Raw genomic sequence first — 19,399 nt, 5'->3', positions numbered from 1 at the left:
TTTTGTTCCAGTTTATGCCACCAAACTGGTCCAACTATTCAATCGGTTAGGAACAGATTCATTGTAGTAAGCATTTGCATGGCAATTAGCGCAGCTTACGAATTATTAGAATGGTCTGTATCCTTATTCAGTGACGAAGCAGGAGACGCATTCTTAGGCACACAAGGTTATGTATGGGATACTCAATCCGACATGCTGTATGCAACGATCGGAGCAATTTCTGCCTTGATACTTTTATCAGGTATTCAGAATAAACAAATTCAAAAATTAAAATAAATGAATAAGAATAACGAATTTGTTCTTATTTTAATTTAATACTTAATACTCCGTACTCTATACTTAGTACTTTAAAATGGAAGCCAATCCCAACCTCCTACTCGAACTCGTTAACATGGAAATGCCCTTTGGCAAATACAAAGGAGTTACCTTATGCAATCTACCTGTGAGTTACCTCGAATGGTTTCAACGCAAAGGTTTCCCCGAAGGAAAACTTGGGGCATTACTCGCAACGATGTATGAAATAAAATTGAATGGTTTGGAAGATTTATTGAAGCCGTTGAAGAAGTTGAAGAAGTAATTTTTTTTTTCTGAATTGAGATTCGTGAGATTAAAGAATTTATTAGATTGAAAAATTTCAGATTATTTTTTCATCAATCATATTACAACTAATAAAATTAAATCATATCAACAATAACTCAATGCTACTATTTGCATTGGTTATGCGCCTTCGACCAATCACCTAAAACTCTCTAAAATATTCTTAGAAGTTTAAGTTATCATACTATTTCAAGATTTTTCCTGTCTGAATTGGGATTCGAAGGATTAAAAGAATTTATTGGATTGAAAAATTTCAGATTATTTTTTCATCAATCATATTACAACCAATTAAATCACAAGAAGTACAACAACTCCTCAATGCCACTATTTGCATTGGTTGTGTGCCTTCGACCAATCACCTAAAACTCTCAAAAATATTCGTAGAAATTTAAGTTATCATACTATTTCAAGATTTTTTCTGTATGAATTGGAATTCGTGGAATTAAATAACTTATTGGATTGGAAAATTAATTATTGAAAGTACTATTATTTTATTGTATTCGGCATTTTATTCTTTGGATGATGAAGTCTTTTTACTTCAATACTTTTCGAGCCGAAATTTATTAACAAGCCTTTTTCTAATTTATAAGCAACTAGGTAATTTAAGCCTTGAGCCAAATGTACGTCTTCAAGTCCTACCAATGCTTTTAATTCAATCAACACAGAATCTTCAACTAAAAAATCAACTCTTTGAGTTCCTATTTCTTCTTCGCCATAAAATATTTTCATTTCAAATTCTCTTACAAAATCCAATTCATTTTTTTCATTTCGATTGCCAAGGCACGTTGATACATTACCTCCTGAAAGCCATTACCCAATGTAGAGTGTACCTTCATTGCACAACCAATAATTTTATAGGTTAATGCGTCATCAATTTGTTCTTTATTCATTATTTAAAAATTTAGCTGGCTATTATTTATCTTCTATTTAAAAATATGATTGTTAAAAATGAAAATTATTAATCTAATATGCCATTCAATTAATCAAATAGTAACAAATGTTAACACTACCTTTTTTCAATCCAATAAATCCCTTAATCCTACGAATCCCAATTCAGACAAAAAAGCTGGCAAATTTCTTCTGACCACTATCTTTCCGCATCAAATACCTACATCTCACCCATTCCCACAAATAAATATCGTATCTTAGGCCCTTAATAATTTTATACAGGATCGAAATACATAGATATTTAAGATTCTGACATCAATTATATCCATGTTATTTGAAGATTTAAAACTCATTGATCCTATTTTGAAGGCTCTTTCAGAAGAAGGCTATTCAACTCCCACTCCCATTCAAGCACAGTCGATACCACTGGTATTACAAGGTCTTGACTTATTAGGTTGCGCACAAACAGGCACAGGCAAGACAGCAGCGTTTTCCATACCTATTATTCAACTATTAAGTGCAAAAACAAGTAAAGACCGCAGAAGACCAATTCGAAGTCTAATTGTTACTCCTACCAGAGAACTAGCCATACAAATTGGTGAAAGCTTACATGCGTATGGAAGACACACAGGTTTAACATCTACCGTTATTTTTGGTGGTGTAAACCAATCCAGACAAGTTACTGCCTTGCAAAATGGCATCGATATCTTAGTTGCTACACCAGGTAGATTAATCGATTTAATGAATCAAGGATTTATTTCTTTGAAAGGCATTGAAATATTTGTGTTGGATGAAGCAGATCGTATGCTCGATATGGGTTTCATACACGATGTTAAACGCCTGTTGATTGCATTACCTGCTAAGAGACAATCCTTGTTCTTTTCTGCAACGATGCCTCCAGAAATTATTCGTTTATCCAGTACCATTTTAGATAATCCGGCTAAGGTAGAAGTAACTCCTGTATCTTCTACGGCAGATACCATCAAACAATTTATGTACTTCGTAGATCGAGGTAACAAAAACAATTTGTTGGTAGATGTACTTAAAGACCCTAAAATAAAAACGTGTCTTGTATTCACTCGTACCAAACACGTTGCGGATAAAGTGGTAAAAATGCTTGCGGAGTATAAAATCAAAGCAGAAGCCATTCACGGAAATAAAAGTCAGAATGCACGTCAAAATGCATTATCAAACTTTAAAGCACAAACAACACGTGTATTAGTTGCTACTGATATTGCTGCACGTGGTATCGACGTAGACAATTTGGAATATGTGATCAACTACGAAATACCAAACATTCCTGAAACCTATGTACACCGTATTGGTCGTACAGGTAGAGCAGGTGCAAATGGTACAGCATTTTCATTTTGCGATGCAGAAGAAAAAGAATACTTAAAGGATATCGAAAAATTAATTTCGAAAAAAATTCCTGTTATCGATGCACACGATTATCCATTAATGGATCACAATCCACCGAAGACAGTACAAGGTGGTAGACAACGACCACAATCATCTAGACCAAAAGCTGCAAGCAGTTCAAACTCAAGTGCACGCAGTGGCCCTAGCAGATCGAATGGATCTTCTAATAAACCAAGCGGTAGCGGATCCCCTCGCAGATCAAGTGGAGACTCTTCTTCCTCTTCTTCATCACGAACAAGTAGAACAGACGGTCCACCTAAAAAAAGATGGTAAGAACATAATTTTTATATTCTTATAAATAAAAAACCTGCTAAATATTTGGCAGGTTTTTTTAAGTATTAAAGAAAATAATTATCTCCTTAATCCAAAGAATTGCGACCCACAAACTCTTGAAACTTCTGTTTGAATTGGTCTGCTATGGGAATGTATTGTTTGTTTATGATTGCCTGGCTACGTTCTATGGCTTCAATTTTATCCAATGCAATTATAAATGAACGATGCACGCGCATAAATAATTTTGCGGGAAGTTCTTCTTCCAATTTTTTCAAACTGCTGTGCGTAAGAATAGGTCTATCTTCGCCTACCAACCAAATCTTCACATAATCTTTTAACCCTTCGATGTAATAAATATCATTCAGCTTTATCTTCAATTGTTTATAATCCGAACGAATAAAAAGATAATCTCCCTCCAACTTACTCTCTGAACGATCAGCCGCAAGAGCTACTAAGTCAAACCATTCTTTGGCTTTGAGTGCTGCCGTATAAAACTCTTCAAAATTATACGGCTTCAATAAATAATCTAAGGCGTCTACCTTAAATCCGTCCAATGCATATTGATCGAAGGCTGTGGTGAAAACTACACGCGTATTTTTTGAAAGACTTCTAGACAATTCTATACCATTCAACTCTGGCATTTGAATATCTAAGAATAAGAGATCTATTTTCTCTTCGTGCACTTTTTCCAAGGCTTGAAACGCATTGCTACAAATTCCCCTCAAATCTAAAAAAGGAATTTTTTTAACATAATCTTCCATCAAACTCAAAGCCATTGGCTCATCGTCCACAATTAAACACGTAATTTTTTGAGTCGTTTGCATTATGAAACCTGTTCTTTATAGTTGATTTGCAAAGTAGATACATACGTACTGTCTATAATTTCTGATTTAAGAATATATCCCTTCGGATAAATTAATTCCAAACGCTTTTTCAAATTTAGTAAGCCAATACCTGAGCCACTCTTATCTGTAGTATCTTTGGGAAGATAAATATTCTTCGTTACAAATAATATATGTTGTTCATCCAGTGTCATCGTAATACCAATCTCAGATTCTTGAGTAGCTGCAACCCCATGTTTAAATGCGTTTTCGATCAAGGATATAAATAATAAGGGCGGCACCTGCATACTTAAATCTACACTCGGAAACGAAGCATGAATAATGGTATTATTGGAAGTTCGCAACTGCATCAACTCAATGTATTTTTTCATAAAATCGATTTCCTTGGCCAAAGGCACACGTTCGGCTGTTGTTTCATACAGCAAATAACGCATCAATTTACCAAGGCTATGAACTACCTCTTTAGCTTTATCTGGATACCGATCGATCAGCGAATAAATATTATTCAATGAATTAAAAAAGAAATGGGGTTGCAACTGATATTTTAAATGCTGTAATTCTGAAATCAATTTTTCATTAATAGATAACCGATGAATATCTTCCGACAAAGCCCAGCGTTCATAGGTTTTCAAACCAATAGAAAACAGAATTGGAATAAGCATAGAAATCATATCGATATAAACAAACAAGCGCAAGGGTGGTTTGTTTATTCGCACTACAGTAGGTTGGAAATACAATTGCTTGATTTCAAAAATAACCAAAACAAAAAAAGCAATCATCAAAAGATTTATTACTACATAATAAATCCTTTGATTTTTAAACCACAAACGGTCAATCAATACAAAGTAGTTTGTATAGAATATAATCGTATAACAAATTAAGGGAATGGTTGAACATTTGAGGGTACGTTGTAAATTAAAATCTGCCCCAATCGATAAAAAATAAGGTAAGGTAAATAGAACGAACCATACCAATATATGTGCAACAATTGTAATTCCTTTTTTATTATCTTTTTCTAAGTCCATTTTAAAAACTGATTATAACTAAAAATAGCATTATTTAACTCGGATTTGAATATAATTATATGAAATGCCGATAAGTTTAGACAATATCCCACTTTTTATCGATTCGATTCCTATCAATTTAAGGTTTAAAAACATATCCCACTTTTCAACGTTTTGTGCTACTAATATGCTTTTTTTTGCTATATTAATATAAAACCCTAAACATATGTTACATCAAGAACTTTTAGAACACTTTTATCATTGCTTAAAAAACAGAAACGTGGAAGGCATGATTTCTTGTTATCACGATGATATTGAATTTACCGACCCAGCTTTCGGAACCTTAAAGGGCAATGAAGCAAAAAACATGTGGCGAATGCTGCTGTCTAAAGGTGAAAGTTTAGTGATCGATTACAGCAATATTTCAGCAGATTCTGAAACGGGAAAAGGTCATTGGATTGCTACATATACGTTTTCAAAAACGAATAGAAATGTCATAAATAAAATTACGAGTGCTTTTGAATTTAAAGATGAAAAAATTATTCGTCATACAGATACCTTTGATTTAAAGATATGGGCAAACCAAGCCTTAGGATTTAAAAGCAAGGTACTACATGCTATGGGATTACTAAAATCTACTATACAAGGAAAATCAAAAGAGGCGTTACGCGTATTTAGTGCACAACACAAATAGACAATAAGAATGACGCTTTATTTTATTAGTGGCTTGGGTGCAGACAAACGAATTTTTGAAAGACTTACGTTTCAAGATTCTTTAAAAATTGTTTACATAGATTGGGTCGTACCTATAAAAAACGAATCAATACGTGATTATGCAATACGCCTATCCCACAAAATAGATTCGACTGAACCCTTTTGCATAGTAGGCTTATCTTTTGGCGGAATGATTGTTACCGAGCTTTCAACTATTGTGTCGCCACAAAAAACAATCCTAATTTCTAGCATCTCTTCTGATGTAGAGCGACCATGGTATTTTAAAATTTTCAAATGTATTCCAATCTATAAATTAAGTTCTGAAAAAATATTAAGTAAATCGCCTTTTTTTATATATAAATTAATAGGTGTTGAAAATAAAGAGGATAAAATAGTATTTGATGCGATGTTGTTAAATACAAACATCGATTTTTTTAAATGGGCAATACACGCCATTATAAATTGGAAACAACGCAAAAAAATATTAAACCTCTATCACATTCATGGTGATTCAGATTTAATATTTCCTCTAAAAAAAATAAATCCTCAATATGTAATTCCGAAGGGTACCCATTTAATGGTCTATACAAGGGCAGAAGAAATTTCAAACATACTTTCCAAAATTATTTCAATCTAAGATTTTTACCAATAGCTTTTAATAGTCAAACCTTTGAGGATGGTTGGTCGAAAAGACACAACCATGAGTAAATAGACGTAATTGAATAAACATTTTTTAAATTGATTTTACCATTCAATTTCTTTTTTACCAATCGATTTTAAATAGTCATTTGTTTTGCTGAAATGTTTATTACCAAAAAAACCATTATACGCTGAAAAAGGAGATGGGTGTGCAGATTGTAGTATTAAATGCTTATTGGCATCAATTATTTTTCCTTTTTTTTGTGCGTAAGCTCCCCACAAAATAAATACGACATGCTCTTTCTCGTCTGATATTTTCTGAATAACAGCATCCGTAAATTGCTCCCACCCTTTTTTTTGATGCGATCCTGGCGAATGTGCTTGTACTGTTAACGTTGCATTTAGCATTAACACTCCTTGCTCGGCCCAATGCTGTAAATTCCCTGATTTTGGTACAACAACTCCTAGGTCAGCCTGAATTTCTTTAAAAATATTCTTCAAAGAAGGAGGTAATGTTACACCTTCTTCTACAGAAAAACATAGCCCATGGGCCTGCCCAGCTCCATGATACGGATCTTGACCTATAATTACCACACGTACCTTTTCAAACGAACACGCATTAAACGCATTAAAAACATCTTCCATTTTCGGGTAAATCAAGGTAGTTTTATACGCATGTTGTACAAACGCAATCAATTCAATAAAATAGCTCTTTTCAAATTCTTGTTTTAAGACATTTTTCCAAGATGCACTTATGTTAATCTCTTCAGACATAATTCAGATTTGATGCGTTATTTAGAAAACTATTCAGTAAATTTAACTGTTATCAATCAAACACAAGCATTCCCCCACAAGAATGATATCAAAAATTACAGAAGGCGTAAAAGTAAGTATTGAAACAGAGTACCAACAAGAGTATTCAAGTCCGTTTCAATCACATTATGTATTTACCTATAAAATAAATATTGAGAATCATAGTGATTACACAATTCGCTTGCTACGCAGACATTGGTTTATTTATGATGCCAATGCTGTAACAAGAGAAGTTGAAGGAGAAGGTGTCGTTGGTCAACAACCAACGCTTGAGCCTGGTGCTTCACATGAATATATATCTGGCTGTAATTTGCAGACTGAAATGGGTAAAATGCACGGTACATATATCATGGAACGTATTGTTGATGGAAAGGAATTCACTGTTATTATTCCTGAATTTATGTTAATTGCTCCCTTTAAATTGAATTGAAACTTTTCTCTATTTTATATCGCATTTTTGAATTTATAAAACATTATATCGTTGGTAATAACGAGCATGGTTTACATTCGCCCTTTGTTTTTGAATTGTATACAAAAACAATTCAAAATCACGAGTATCCCTATTTTGATGAATTGGAACAGCATTATTTTGAGCTGATCCATGATCATCATTTAATTACAAACAAAAACCCGGGGGCTGGTACAAGCTTTCATAAAAATCTACGCGTTCCTATAAACAGACTTGCAAGACATTCTATTAAATCGCTTCCTTGGAGGAAACTTATTTGCAGATTGGTTGAAGAACGAAAACCTAAAGTAATCATTGAATTAGGAACAAGTTTCGGTATCACAACTGCATACATAGCAATGAGCTGCCCCGATGCAATCATTTATACCTTTGAGGCCAACCCAACCTTAATTGAATTATCCAGAGACTTTTTTAAACGTGCTGGTATAACAAATATTGAAATCATAGAAGGCAATATAGATGAAACCTTGCCTCTTTTTTTACAAACACACACGCACATTGACGTTGCCTACATTGATGCCAACCATCGATTTGCTCCAACCATAAAATATGTGGAACGCATTATGGAATGCGTTTCTTGGAAAAGCTTAATTATTATGGACGATATCTATTGGTCTTACCCGATGACAAAAGCGTGGAAGGCAATAGCATCTAAAAAAGCAATAACTGTAAGTGTTGATTTATGGCAAATTGGTTTATTGTACTTCAACACAGGACAAGCGAAGGAGAATTTTAAGCTGCGGTTTTAATTAAGCCGAAGGCTTAAATCTTAAAGTGGAATGCTTAAGTCCTAAAGGTAAAAAGGCTTAGTTGATTTTTAAAATCACCTAAGCCTTTTTTATTAATCGCAAATGTAGCATTAGGCTTTAAGCCTTCCGCATTAAGATTTACAAATCTTCGGTTTATAAAATGGCTTCTCTAATACGAACTAATCTAGCCAACACCGCTTCAAGATTATCTAATGCAATCATATTAGCACCATCCGACAATGCCTTGGAAGGGTTTGGATGTGTTTCCATAAACAAGCCATCTGCACCTACTGCAATAGCTGCTTTCGCAATGGTTTCAATCAATGCCGGCTTTCCACCTGTAACACCAGAGGATTGATTTGGTTGTTGAAGCGAATGCGTACAGTCCATTACTACAGGCACATCAAACGCTTTCATTTCTACAATATTTCTATAATCCACTACAAGATCGCTGTAACCAAAAGAATTGCCTCGATCTGTAAGCATTACATTATTATTACCTGCAGCTTTAATTTTTTCTACTGCAAATTGCATCGATTGCCCAGATAAAAACTGTCCTTTTTTAACACTCACAACTTTACCTGTTACTGCAGCGGCTACCAACAATTCGGTCTGGCGACAAAGAAACGCTGGTATCTGCAACACATCAACATATTCTGCAGCCATAGCAGCTTCATGAGATTCGTGAATGTCTGTAATGGTTGGTATGTTGAATGCCTTGCCAATTTCTGCTAAAATTTTCAAGGCCTTTTCATCCCCAATACCCGTAAACGAATCTACTTTGGTACGGTTTGCTTTGCGATAAGAGCCTTTGAATACAAAAGGAATATTATATTTATCTGTAATTTTTATAAGTTTTTCTGCGATTTCAAAACAGATATCACGCCCCTCTACCACACAAGGACCTGCAATAAGAAAAAAGTTTTTAGAATCGGAGTGATGTATTTTTGGAATTGTAATATTCATAGGTATCATTTTTTAAATAGTCTTAATAGAAAGACTGAAACAAAGTTAAAGCTAGATTTTTGCAAATCATAATATTCCACATCTTGCAGTCTGCTATTTTGAAATAAATTCAACAAACAACTCCCTCCCCGCTCTCGGTTGAATTGAATTGTCACAAGGTTCCATTTTTTGAATGACAAAATCAGTTGAGAAAAGAGATGTGTATTCTTGAGCATTTCCTCCAAATGGAGGTTGATCCGTATTCAATGGAGCATCAAACAACAGCCCAACCAATTTGCCACCTGGCTTTAATAAACGATGCATTTGCGTGACATATGCTTTGCGTAAATTTGGATTCAAGGCACAAAAAAACGTCTGTTCAAGAATTAAATCATAGGTATCTGTATGCTCAAAAAAATCTCCACAGATTAAATGCGTACTTGGTATAGCAGGGTTTCGGTTTTGAATATTCTTTATGGGTAAGGGAGAAATATCTACTAAATAAGTGTTTAGAAATCCTTTTTGGTATAAATATTCAATTTCATAACAGTTTCCACCTCCGGGGATTAATATTTTTAACGAATGGTCTGTTAATGTTTCAATGTATTTTTGAAGGGGCGGAGATACAGAACCTAAATCCCATGGGGATTGATTATTCTCATATCGACTTGTCCAATAATCTGCATTTAAGTCCATATATGGGTATTTTTTATAATTTTTATATGTTTTTATTTTGTTTAATGATACAAAATTATGTACATATTCTATTTTTAAATTGGATTTAAAATAAGAATTGGTATTTTTACAGTCAAACTTTTCAAAAAGAATCTTTTATGAATCAGGAAAAAAAACAAGTTAAAGAAGAAAAAAGCAGCAATAAAGTATGGATTATTGTTTTAGCCGTTGTTTTATTAGCCGTAAACGGTATTCAAGGTTTTTTTAATTATCAACAGAATGATGAAATTAAACAACAAGAAGTTACTATAATAGAAGGTAATGCACAACGTGACAGTTTAACACTTGCCATTAATGCTAAAATTGAAGAGTTAAAAGCAATTAGTGCTCAATTGGAAGAAGCTGGTGGAAAAAACACAGCCTTAGAAGCTCAAATTGCTGAATTAGAACAATTGAATGCTGAATTGAAAAGTGATGCTAAATATAAAGGCATGTATTTTAGAGCGCAAAGCGAAATCAAAAATGCAAATAAAATTAAGCAAGATGCTGAGTCTAAAATCACTGCGCTAACATTGCAATTAGCACAACAAGACACAACGATACAAGCGAAAAATGCTCAGATTGTTCAGAAAGATCAAACAATTACTGCTCTTGAAGAAGAAAAAGGCATGCTAGCTCAAAAAGTTGCTGTGGCTTCTGTGTTAAAGGCTGACAACATTAAAGTAATTGCAATTAGCTCTAAAGGAAAAGAAAAAATTGGTGAAGCGTATAAAGCAAAAGCGATTGAGCAAATCAAAATATTGTTCACTGTTGCTGAAAACAAAGTCGCTCAAAAAAATACAAAAGAATTATACATCCGTATTGTTGAACCAGATGGCGCAACAATTTTGGGTGCATCAAATGGTGAGTTTAAATTTGGTACACAAACGTTATTCTACACTACTAAAACAAGTATTTTATTCAATGGCTTAATTTCTCCTGTGAGTGTTTCATACACAAAAGAAGGAGCTTATAAAGTTGGGAAACAAATAATTGAAGTGTATTGTGAAGGAGCGTTAATTGGTTCTGGATCATTCATAGTTGAGTAATCAACTATGAAAAATCAAAAAAAGCCCTTTAATCTAGATTAAAGGGCTTTTTTTTTGATACATAAACCAAAAGTGGATCTTGAAAATAGCAATACTACAAGCTCTCAAATGAATAGCTTTATTTTTTTGGTAATAATGGCTAAATACCCTACCTTTGCAATCCTAATAAATTAATAATAACAATTAACTATGTCACTTAAACAGTACGAGACGGTATTCATTTTAACTCCCGTTTTATCTGATATTCAGATGAAGGATGCCGCACAGAAGTTCAAGCAGGTGCTCGTGGATAACGGCGCTAAGATTGTGAACGAAGAAAGCTGGGGGTTGCGTAAGCTTGCTTACCCAATCGAAAAGAAAAACACTGGGTTCTACCACCTAATTGAATTTGAAGCAGCGCCTTCAATTGTCAACACTCTAGAAACAGAGTATCGCAGAGATGAAAAAGTAATGCGTTTTTTAACAACCGTATTAGATAAGCATTCTATTGCATACAACATCAAGAGAAAAAAAGGAGCATTTAAGAAATCAGAAAAAGTTGAAGAGAAAGCATAATATGACACTTCAAAACGAATCAATCAACAGAGTCGAGAACAGAAAAAAATATTGCCGTTTCAAGAAAATGGGCATATTTTACATCGACTATAAAGATCCAAATTTCTTATTGAAATTTGTAAATGAGCAAGGTAAAATTTTACCACGTCGCCTTACAGGTACTAGCTTGAAATATCAACGCAAAGTTGCTCAAGCAGTTAAACGTGCTCGTTTAATTGGTCTAATGCCATACGTAACAGATTCTTTAAAATAATCATAAAGGAGGAACATCATCATGGAACTTATTTTAAAAGAAGACATCAAAGGATTAGGTTATAAGAATGACATAGTTCAAGTAAAAGCTGGATACGGAAATAACTTCCTTATTCCACGTGGATACGCAATCAACGCTACTGTTTCTGCTAGAAAAGTAGTTGCTGAAAATATCAAACAAGCTGCTCACAAAGCAGAAAAATTGAAGAAAGACGCTGTTGCTATTTCAGAAAAAATCGCAGGTCTTGCACTTGAGATTGCTGCTAAAGTAGGTGATACAGGTAAAATCTTCGGTGCTGTTACATCCTTACAAATCTCTGACGCCTTAGCTAAAAAAGGTATCGCAGTAGATCGTAAGAAAATCGCTTTCAAAGGTGATGTTAAAGATGCTGGTGAGCACACTGCAGTAATTGACTTACACAAAGAAGTGAAAGTTGAATTGAAATTTACAGTAGTAGCTGAGTAATTAGCATTCACTGTTCTTAAAATAAAGAAGCCTCTCTGCAATTTGTAGAGAGGCTTCTTTATTTTAAGAGCGTATGCTAAATTCCAAATAACAAAAAACAAATTCCAAACAGCTAATAACATAATTATTGTTTTCTATTAGGAACATTTTATCAATAATATCCCAATGATTTTTTAGTAAAATTTGTTATTTCCCTCCGTTTGGAATTTATTTTTTGTTATTTGGGATTTCGCTACTATTATATGGAATTTATCCTAAACCAATTACGGTCAAATATCAGACCTCTAGCTTCTTTCTGAAATCCTTCGTACTTTGTACTAAATACCCTCTACATGCAAACCCGAACCGAAATATCGCCCGGTAAAGCCCCTTTTACGATTCAGCACAATCGAACCATTGTGACCATTGGCTCTTGTTTTGCCGACATGATTGCAGATCGTTTGCAATCCTATAAATTCGATTTGGTAGCCAATGCATTTGGTACAACATTCAATCCCATTTCAATTTTTCAATTACTATCCCTTTCAATTGAAAAAAAATACAATCCCTTCCCTACTTCTCTAGCAGAAGTTTGGTACGACCACCAATTTCATTCAGAAGTATCCGCCCTTAGCGAAACTGCTTTACATGAGATAAGTAATGAACGCATTGCACGCATGCACAAAGCACTTGCGCGAGCATCTACCTTAGTGATTACGCTTGGTACTGCATGGGTATATCGACATGTACAAAGCGACACCATCGTTAATAATTGCCACAAACAAAGTGGTCATCATTTCAAAAAAGAATTATTATCGGTAAAACAAATTTTAGAAGAATTTGAAACGCTCTATATTTCTTTAAAGAAATTAAACCCCGACATAAAAATAATTTTCACTGTTAGTCCGGTGCGTCACATAAAGGACACCCTCCAACTAAATAGCGTTAGCAAAGCAATTCTTATTTCTGCAGTGCATTATATGTGCGAACAACATGATGATTGCCATTATTTCCCCGCATACGAAATACAGTTAGACGATTTGCGTGATTACCGATATTATGCAGAAGACATGCTGCACCCTAGTAAGCAAGCTGAAACCTATATTTGGAAAAAATTAGCTCATTGGATTTTCAATAGAGAAATGCTTGAAGCAATGGAAGAATGGGATCAGTTGCAAAAAATGTTGCAGCACAAACCCTTCCATCCAAGTAGTTCATCGCATCAACAATTTCTTAAACAAACCATACATCGTTTTGAAGAATTCACCTATTGGAATACAACCCAAGAAATTAATTCCTTAAAAACTCTATGTAGTTCAATATGAAATCAAGCCACGCACATACAAATCGATTAGCAACCGAGACAAGTCCCTATTTATTACAACATGCACACAACCCTGTAGATTGGCATCCATGGGGTGAAGAGGCGCTAACAAAGGCTAAGAATGAGAACAAACCAATTCTTGTAAGTATTGGTTATTCTGCCTGTCATTGGTGCCATGTTATGGAACATGAATGCTTCGAACAAGAAGAAGTGGCGAAGGTAATGAACGCATTGTTTATTAATATTAAAATAGATCGAGAAGAACGTCCAGATTTAGATCAAATATACATGGATGCTGTTACAGCAATGGGTTTACGAGGAGGCTGGCCATTAAACGTTTTTTTAACACCCGACACAAAACCCTTTTACGGAGGCACGTATTTTCCAAAAGAACAATGGTTGGATATCTTAGGCCAAATATCAAACGCCTTTATCAACCACAAAGAAGAAATTTATAAATCAGCAGAAAGTTTTACAACTTCATTAAATCAGAATGAAGTTCAAAAATATGGTTTAGTAGACGAAACCGAAACATTCGATAAAAACGAATTGGATCTAGCTTTTGAGTCCATCGCGAAACAATTTGATTATGATATGGGCGGCATGAATAAAGCACCGAAGTTCCCCATGCCATCCATTTATTTATACTTGCTCAGAGACTACGCGTTAACGGGCCGTAAAGCTGCTTTACAGCACGTAGAAAAAACCCTTGACAAAATGGCTATGGGTGGTATCTATGACACCATAGGCGGAGGATTCTCTCGCTATTCGGTAGATGCAGAATGGTTTGCACCACACTTTGAAAAGATGTTGTACGACAATGGACAACTTCTTGCTTTGTACAGTGAAGCATATACAGTAACAAAAAAACCAGCCTACAAAGAAGTCATACTAGAAACATATACGTGGCTTACACGTGAACTATTTTCAAAAGAAGGTGGCTTCTACTCTGCTTTAGACGCCGATAGCGAAGGCATTGAAGGGAAATATTATTGTTGGGAATACCATGAACTACTAGACTTAATTGTAGAAGATTTTAATATTTTCTGTGATTACTACGCAATTACCAAAGAAGGGAATTGGGAACATGGCATGAATATTTTATACAAACGTATGGATAATGTTACGTTTGCAGAAAAACATGCGTTGAGCGCAGAAACATTAATAGAATATATATCCCATTGGAAAAATATATTATTCAATACACGCGACCCACGCGAACATCCAGGCCTAGACGATAAAATACTTGCCTCATGGAATGGCATAGCGCTTAAAGGCTTGTGCGAAGCATACAGAGCATTGGGAGACGAAGCCATACTGAATACTGCAATCATGAATGCGGAGTTCTTAGTGAGCAATATGTATGACGGCAAAACCTTGTTCCATTCCTATAAAAATAAACAAGCGACAATACCTGGTTTTTTAGAAGATTACACATTTGTAATTGAAGGACTGATTGCTTTATATGAAGTAAGCTTTGATGAGCAATGGCTCCGACAAGCAATTGCTTTAGTAAATCATGTGATTGATTATTTTTATGACGAACAAGATGGTCTCTTCTTTTATACATCGAATATTGGAGAAAAATTAATTGCACGTAAAAAAGAAATATTCGACAATGTCATTCCTGCGTCAAACTCATCTTTAGCTCGAAATTTATATCAGCTTGGAAAAATATTGGACAATGAGGATTGGATAGAACATGGTCGCAAAACAGCTTCTCGTTTCAAAAAAGCATTTCTAACAGATCCATCATATGTATCTAATTGGGGCTGCTTAATTACAAGTATGATGTCCCCTACTGCTGAAATCGTTATTAGTGGTAAGCAATGCAAACAGTATAGAAAGGAAATTGAACAACACTATTTCCCGAATAAGATTATTTGCGGATCTGCTGTTGAAAGTACCTTGCCCTTATTAAAAGATCGAAATCCAATAGATACTGAAACAAATATGTATCTGTGTTATGATAAAACTTGTCAGCTACCCACAACAGATATTTCTCAATTATTCGAACAATTAAACCATATACGCTAATATGAAAAACACGCTCTTAATAGCATTCTTAAGTATGATCTGTTTGACATTTTCAAACACACAAGCTCATGCGCAACAAGCATATGATAGCTTGTGCGAATCGTATAAAACATATTACACTTTGGAAGACGCACTCAAAGATCCCTTAGCAGTTCAAAAGTTAGATTTATCGATGCAGAAACTTACTGTTTTACCAGAAGAAATCATGCAGTTCAAAAATCTAGTTTGTTTGGATTTAGCATTCAATAGAATTGGAATTTTACCTACTTCCTTTGCGAATTTAACAAACTTAAAAGTATTAAATCTTACGGGAACACGTTATATGTCTAAGGTGCCAAGTATACTTGCACAAATGCCGAATCTATTAGTTGTAGATTTGAGAGAACATCCCGAATGGACAGCTGCTAAGTTTGACGAAGCGATCAAGCTTTTACCACATGTTACCATTATAAAATAAGTATTATACCCTAACATGTATAGTAACAACAATCAAATTGAAGAAGTATTTTGCGATGTGGTATTACCATTACCTCTACCGCAACTTTTTACGTATAAAGTACCTTCGCAATTTGTAGAAGGTTTACAAATTGGTTCAAGAATTATTGTACCCTTCGGGCAGCGTAAGTTTGTAACAGGTCTCGTGCGAGCGATACATACTACTGCTCCCAAAAATTATCAAACCAAAGAAATCATGGAAGTGCTGGATACAGTACCTACTATGAATGGACTACAATTTACATTTATGGATTGGATGGCAGAATATTATCTCTGCACTCCAGGTGAAGTACTGCAAGCAGCATTACCCACTGGCTTTAAATTAAGCAGTGAATCTATGATTCAATTAAATCCAGTTTTTAAAGAATCCAATTTCGATTTAACAGACCAAGAACAACGCATCATACAAGAGCTCAGATCCAAAACAGTAAGCTATAAAGATCTTTCAAAATTAATAAGCGTTACAAATGTTCAACGCATTTTAAAACTACTGATACAAAAACAGGCAATTCTATTGTTTGAAGAAGTAAAGGAAAAATACACACCTAAAATAATTTCGCGGTTACGATTACACCACAGCTACACTTCTAAAGATGCGCTTTCTGCATTGGTAAATTCGTTAGATAAAAAACCAAAACAACAAGAAGTTGTGATGCGGTATTTGCAAGAAGTACCTGTAATACAAGATCCTGAAAGCAATGTATTAGGTGTTGAAAAATCACACATAAATCAAGCTGAACTATCTACTTCTTCATTACAAACATTAATCAAGAATGGCATTTTTGAAGAGTTTGAAGAAATTGTTTCTAGACTCTCCTATCGTGCAGATGAGAAAAAGCAAGAGGTAATGCTTTCTTCCGATCAAATATCTGCAAAAGAATCTATCCTACTTCAATTTGATACCAAGGATAGTGTTTTGTTGCATGGGGTAACAGGAAGTGGCAAAACCGAAATATACATTGATTTAATTAAGCGCAGTATTGATAATGGTTCGCAAGCATTATTATTATTACCAGAAATTGCACTTACTACACAAATCGTACAAAGACTGGAGGAATATTTTGGCGATCGAATGGGTGTGTATCATTCTCGGTTTTCAGACAATGAACGCGTAGAAGCGTGGAAAGGCTTGCAAGATGGTCGCTACGATTTTATTGTTGGCGTGCGCTCTGCAGTATTTCTTCCCTTTACACATTTAGGCTTAATAATCATTGATGAAGAACACGAAGCTTCATACAAACAACAAGACCCTGCACCGCGCTATAATGGCAGAGATGCAGCACTTATGTTGGCGCGCATGCACCAAGCAAAGACATTATTAGGATCTGCTACGCCAAGTATTGAAAGCAGAGAATCTTCCTTAAAAAACAAATGGGGCTATGTCCCATTATTCAATCGGTATGGTAACGTTGCACTTCCAGAAATAACACTTGTCGACATGCGCAAAGAGCGCAAAAATAAGAGCATTCAGCAAGGATTCTCGCTTGCTTTATTAGATAAAATTAAAGAAACTATAGGGAATAAAAAGCAAGTAATCTTATTTCAAAATAGAAGAGGTTACGCACCTATGTTGGAATGCGAGGACTGCGGACATATACCGATGTGTACAAGTTGTTCCGTAAGTTTAACCTACCATCAATTTAGTCATGAATTGCGCTGCCATTATTGTGGATTCATTCGTAAAGTGCCTCAAAAATGTGAAAGTTGTAGTTCGCATCGATTAAAAACAGTTGGTACGGGAACCGAACGCATCGAAGATGAATTGCAATTATTATTACCAGAAGCGCGTATTCGGAGAATGGATTTAGATACCACACGCAAAAAGAATAGTTTTTCGGAATTAATTACAGCCTTTGGTCATCATGAAATTGATGTGTTGATAGGCACTCAAATGGTAACTAAAGGGCTTGATTTTGCAAATGTAGAGTTGGTGGGTGTATATGATGCAGATAGAATGCTCTATTTTCCTGATTTTAGAGCCATAGAGCGTACCTTTCAGATGATTGTACAAGTAAGTGGCAGAGCAGGACGTAAAAGCGGACAAGGCAAGGTTATGATACAAACAACACAACCTGAACACCCTATATTTACGTTTATACAAAATAACGACTATGAAAATTTCTTTACCCGAGAATTATATGAGCGAGAAATGTACCATTATCCCCCATTTTATCGACTTATAAATATTTCTGTTCTTCATATCGATAAGAAGGAAGCGATAAAATCTGCCAATGCACTTGCACTAAAATTAAAAGAATCCCTTGGAGGTAAACGCGTATTGGGACCACAAGCTCCTTCAATTGATCGCTTAAGAAATTATTATCATTACGAACTTTTCATTAAATTAGAAAAAGATCTGAAAGGATTACAATCCATAAAGAATAAAATTGCGTCAATTGTTTCCAATGAGCACAGTTTGCAAATGGGAAATAAAGGACGAATCATTATAAATGTCGACCCTATTTAACATGAAAATTATACCGATCATACTAATATCTGTTTTTGTAATTGCCACTTCGTGCATGTCAAGTGAAACAGATGGCACCGTTGAAGTCGACTCAACAAAAATACATCAAATGGATACGATTGCACCTGAAAAAATTGATACCGTTCCAACAATTACCAAATCTTCAGAATTAACAAAAAGTTCGGAAGACAAAACCAATCTGTTGTTATATGAAAAAATATCTTTAGGCATGACGTATGAGCAGGTAAAAGAAAAGTTGCCTACAACAAATTCATTACATGCAGAAGATCATAACGAAGAATTAGCTTCTAAAGGGTTGCAAGAATCCATTCAAGAAATTACATTCTTAACGTATAAAGGCAAATTAGAATTTAACTTTAAAAACAACGTACTCATTCGATATAGCATTGTTTTTAATGAACCGAATGGTAAAAAAGGAAATAAGCTATACAGCCAAATTTTAGACTATTACGGCCAACAATTAGGAGCGTTAGAACCTGTAAGCATTGAAGAAGACAACTATTACGCACAACTAAACACCTGGTATTTAAACCCAGATTATTTATTAGTAGTCTATAATCTCAATACTGGAAACATTACAATAGCTGCACAAACTACAAAACCGGGTCAACAACAAATTCCATAAACTATTTTGCATTTAAATAAAATTGTGTAAATTATTGCCATCAAAGATTTGTTTTAAAAAATA

Annotated in this window: 21 protein-coding genes and 1 pseudogene; 16 read left to right on the top strand and 6 right to left on the bottom strand. The window is 34.6% G+C overall.

Going from position 1 to position 19,399, the window contains the following annotated elements:
- Nucleotides 1-276: DUF2238 domain-containing protein (locus Q0543_RS10550; RefSeq protein WP_299252428.1), on the top strand; the 276-nt coding region annotated here is incomplete at its 5' end.
- A 76-nt stretch (nt 277-352) separates the two neighbouring features.
- A complete protein-coding gene (locus tag Q0543_RS10545) occupies nt 353-577 on the top strand; it encodes a DUF3820 family protein (protein ID WP_299252425.1) in 225 nt (74 codons plus the stop codon).
- A gap of 506 nt (nt 578-1,083) precedes the next feature.
- On the opposite strand, the pseudogene Q0543_RS10540 reads toward Q0543_RS10545, so the two are convergent.
- A pseudogene (locus tag Q0543_RS10540) lies at nt 1,084-1,433 on the bottom strand (GxxExxY protein).
- 379 nt (nt 1,434-1,812) lie between these two features.
- Between Q0543_RS10540 and Q0543_RS10535 the strand changes: the two are divergent.
- Entirely contained in the window at nt 1,813-3,177 is a 1,365-nt protein-coding gene (locus Q0543_RS10535) for a DEAD/DEAH box helicase (protein ID WP_299252422.1), read from the top strand.
- 86 nt (nt 3,178-3,263) lie between these two features.
- Here Q0543_RS10535 and Q0543_RS10530 read toward each other — a convergent pair whose 3' ends face one another.
- Together Q0543_RS10530 and Q0543_RS10525 are read right to left on the bottom strand one after the other, a co-directional pair.
- Nucleotides 3,264-4,001: a LytTR family DNA-binding domain-containing protein gene (locus Q0543_RS10530; RefSeq protein ID WP_299252419.1), complete on the bottom strand. Its 738-nt coding sequence runs from the start codon at nt 3,999-4,001 to the stop codon at nt 3,264-3,266.
- Nucleotides 4,001-5,044, bottom strand: a complete 1,044-nt coding sequence (locus Q0543_RS10525) for a histidine kinase (RefSeq protein WP_299252417.1) — start codon at nt 5,042-5,044, stop codon at nt 4,001-4,003. The genes Q0543_RS10530 and Q0543_RS10525 overlap by 1 nt, the downstream gene beginning before the upstream one ends.
- A 205-nt stretch (nt 5,045-5,249) precedes the next feature.
- Here Q0543_RS10525 and Q0543_RS10520 point away from each other — a divergent pair, with 205 nt between their 5' ends.
- Together Q0543_RS10520 and Q0543_RS10515 are read left to right on the top strand one after the other, a co-directional pair.
- Nucleotides 5,250-5,717: a nuclear transport factor 2 family protein gene (locus tag Q0543_RS10520; protein ID WP_299252414.1), complete on the top strand. Its 468-nt coding sequence runs from the start codon at nt 5,250-5,252 to the stop codon at nt 5,715-5,717.
- Between the two features lie 9 nt (nt 5,718-5,726).
- A complete protein-coding gene (locus tag Q0543_RS10515; RefSeq protein ID WP_299252412.1) occupies nt 5,727-6,374 on the top strand; it encodes a hypothetical protein in 648 nt (215 codons plus the stop codon).
- Nucleotides 6,375-6,481: 107 nt separating this feature from the next.
- Here Q0543_RS10515 and ung read toward each other — a convergent pair whose 3' ends face one another.
- Nucleotides 6,482-7,150 carry a uracil-DNA glycosylase gene (gene ung / locus Q0543_RS10510; protein ID WP_299252409.1) on the bottom strand — a complete coding sequence of 223 codons (669 nt, stop codon included), beginning with the start codon at nt 7,148-7,150 and terminating at the stop codon, nt 6,482-6,484.
- Nucleotides 7,151-7,232: 82 nt separating this feature from the next.
- Here ung and apaG point away from each other — a divergent pair, with 82 nt between their 5' ends.
- Both apaG and Q0543_RS10500 read left to right on the top strand, forming a co-directional pair.
- Nucleotides 7,233-7,619, top strand: coding sequence for a Co2+/Mg2+ efflux protein ApaG (apaG, locus tag Q0543_RS10505; protein ID WP_299252407.1), 387 nt, complete (start codon nt 7,233-7,235; stop codon nt 7,617-7,619).
- The gene (locus Q0543_RS10500) at nt 7,616-8,407 is read left to right on the top strand and encodes a class I SAM-dependent methyltransferase (RefSeq protein WP_299252404.1); all 792 of its coding nucleotides are present in this window, start codon (nt 7,616-7,618) and stop codon (nt 8,405-8,407) included. The genes apaG and Q0543_RS10500 overlap by 4 nt, the downstream gene beginning before the upstream one ends.
- Nucleotides 8,408-8,560: 153 nt before the next feature.
- Here Q0543_RS10500 and kdsA read toward each other — a convergent pair whose 3' ends face one another.
- A complete protein-coding gene (gene kdsA, locus Q0543_RS10495) occupies nt 8,561-9,373 on the bottom strand; it encodes a 3-deoxy-8-phosphooctulonate synthase (RefSeq protein ID WP_299252402.1) in 813 nt (270 codons plus the stop codon).
- A 93-nt stretch (nt 9,374-9,466) separates the two neighbouring features.
- Nucleotides 9,467-10,048, bottom strand: a complete 582-nt coding sequence (locus Q0543_RS10490; protein ID WP_299252399.1) for a methyltransferase domain-containing protein — start codon at nt 10,046-10,048, stop codon at nt 9,467-9,469.
- Between the two features lie 137 nt (nt 10,049-10,185).
- Here Q0543_RS10490 and Q0543_RS10485 point away from each other — a divergent pair, with 137 nt between their 5' ends.
- From Q0543_RS10485 to Q0543_RS10445, 9 genes are all read left to right on the top strand, one after another.
- Nucleotides 10,186-11,115 (top strand): chromosome segregation ATPase, encoded by a 930-nt coding sequence (locus tag Q0543_RS10485; protein ID WP_299252396.1) that lies wholly within the window; start codon nt 10,186-10,188, stop codon nt 11,113-11,115.
- A gap of 189 nt (nt 11,116-11,304) precedes the next feature.
- A complete protein-coding gene (gene rpsF / locus Q0543_RS10480) occupies nt 11,305-11,670 on the top strand; it encodes a 30S ribosomal protein S6 (RefSeq protein WP_299252394.1) in 366 nt (121 codons plus the stop codon).
- A 1-nt stretch (nt 11,671) separates the two neighbouring features.
- Nucleotides 11,672-11,923 carry a 30S ribosomal protein S18 gene (gene rpsR / locus Q0543_RS10475; RefSeq protein WP_299252391.1) on the top strand — a complete coding sequence of 84 codons (252 nt, stop codon included), beginning with the start codon at nt 11,672-11,674 and terminating at the stop codon, nt 11,921-11,923.
- Between the two features lie 21 nt (nt 11,924-11,944).
- Nucleotides 11,945-12,388, top strand: coding sequence for a 50S ribosomal protein L9 (gene rplI, locus Q0543_RS10470; protein WP_299252388.1), 444 nt, complete (start codon nt 11,945-11,947; stop codon nt 12,386-12,388).
- 332 nt (nt 12,389-12,720) lie between these two features.
- The gene (locus tag Q0543_RS10465; protein WP_299252385.1) at nt 12,721-13,692 is read left to right on the top strand and encodes a GSCFA domain-containing protein; all 972 of its coding nucleotides are present in this window, start codon (nt 12,721-12,723) and stop codon (nt 13,690-13,692) included.
- Nucleotides 13,689-15,728 carry a thioredoxin domain-containing protein gene (locus Q0543_RS10460; protein WP_299252382.1) on the top strand — a complete coding sequence of 680 codons (2,040 nt, stop codon included), beginning with the start codon at nt 13,689-13,691 and terminating at the stop codon, nt 15,726-15,728. Before Q0543_RS10465 ends, Q0543_RS10460 begins: the two co-directional genes overlap by 4 nt.
- 1 nt (nt 15,729) lies before the next feature.
- The gene (locus Q0543_RS10455; protein WP_299252379.1) at nt 15,730-16,185 is read left to right on the top strand and encodes a leucine-rich repeat domain-containing protein; all 456 of its coding nucleotides are present in this window, start codon (nt 15,730-15,732) and stop codon (nt 16,183-16,185) included.
- A gap of 15 nt (nt 16,186-16,200) precedes the next feature.
- Nucleotides 16,201-18,690 (top strand): primosomal protein N', encoded by a 2,490-nt coding sequence (priA, locus tag Q0543_RS10450; protein WP_299252376.1) that lies wholly within the window; start codon nt 16,201-16,203, stop codon nt 18,688-18,690.
- A gap of 1 nt (nt 18,691) precedes the next feature.
- Nucleotides 18,692-19,336, top strand: a complete 645-nt coding sequence (locus tag Q0543_RS10445) for a hypothetical protein (protein ID WP_299252373.1) — start codon at nt 18,692-18,694, stop codon at nt 19,334-19,336.
- Nucleotides 19,337-19,399: the final 63 nt, after the last annotated feature.

This window comes from uncultured Cytophaga sp., assembly GCF_937863595.1.
GTDB lineage: Bacteria > Bacteroidota > Bacteroidia > Cytophagales > Cytophagaceae > Cytophaga.
The sequence above is the reverse complement of the archived record's forward strand: the minus strand, read 5'-3'. Positions and strand labels throughout refer to the sequence as shown.

Bases quoted from the DNA above. Each gene is read 5' to 3' on its own strand.
- Q0543_RS10460 (WP_299252382.1), top strand. From the start codon at position 13,689: ATGAAATCAAGCCACGCACATACAAATCGATTAGCAACCGAGACAAGT.
- Q0543_RS10535 (WP_299252422.1), top strand. From the start codon at position 1,813: ATGTTATTTGAAGATTTAAAACTCATTGATCCTATTTTGAAGGCTCTT.
- kdsA (WP_299252402.1), bottom strand. From the start codon at position 9,373: ATGAATATTACAATTCCAAAAATACATCACTCCGATTCTAAAAACTTT.
- Q0543_RS10520 (WP_299252414.1), top strand. From the start codon at position 5,250: ATGTTACATCAAGAACTTTTAGAACACTTTTATCATTGCTTAAAAAAC.
- Q0543_RS10485 (WP_299252396.1), top strand. From the start codon at position 10,186: ATGAATCAGGAAAAAAAACAAGTTAAAGAAGAAAAAAGCAGCAATAAA.
- rpsR (WP_299252391.1), top strand. From the start codon at position 11,672: ATGACACTTCAAAACGAATCAATCAACAGAGTCGAGAACAGAAAAAAA.
- Q0543_RS10515 (WP_299252412.1), top strand. From the start codon at position 5,727: ATGACGCTTTATTTTATTAGTGGCTTGGGTGCAGACAAACGAATTTTT.
- Q0543_RS10525 (WP_299252417.1), bottom strand. From the start codon at position 5,044: ATGGACTTAGAAAAAGATAATAAAAAAGGAATTACAATTGTTGCACAT.
- rpsF (WP_299252394.1), top strand. From the start codon at position 11,305: ATGTCACTTAAACAGTACGAGACGGTATTCATTTTAACTCCCGTTTTA.
- Q0543_RS10455 (WP_299252379.1), top strand. From the start codon at position 15,730: ATGAAAAACACGCTCTTAATAGCATTCTTAAGTATGATCTGTTTGACA.
- ung (WP_299252409.1), bottom strand. From the start codon at position 7,150: ATGTCTGAAGAGATTAACATAAGTGCATCTTGGAAAAATGTCTTAAAA.
- rplI (WP_299252388.1), top strand. From the start codon at position 11,945: ATGGAACTTATTTTAAAAGAAGACATCAAAGGATTAGGTTATAAGAAT.
- Q0543_RS10465 (WP_299252385.1), top strand. From the start codon at position 12,721: ATGCAAACCCGAACCGAAATATCGCCCGGTAAAGCCCCTTTTACGATT.
- Q0543_RS10530 (WP_299252419.1), bottom strand. From the start codon at position 4,001: ATGCAAACGACTCAAAAAATTACGTGTTTAATTGTGGACGATGAGCCA.
- Q0543_RS10445 (WP_299252373.1), top strand. From the start codon at position 18,692: ATGAAAATTATACCGATCATACTAATATCTGTTTTTGTAATTGCCACT.
- Q0543_RS10545 (WP_299252425.1), top strand. From the start codon at position 353: ATGGAAGCCAATCCCAACCTCCTACTCGAACTCGTTAACATGGAAATG.
- apaG (WP_299252407.1), top strand. From the start codon at position 7,233: ATGATATCAAAAATTACAGAAGGCGTAAAAGTAAGTATTGAAACAGAG.
- priA (WP_299252376.1), top strand. From the start codon at position 16,201: ATGTATAGTAACAACAATCAAATTGAAGAAGTATTTTGCGATGTGGTA.
- Q0543_RS10490 (WP_299252399.1), bottom strand. From the start codon at position 10,048: ATGGACTTAAATGCAGATTATTGGACAAGTCGATATGAGAATAATCAA.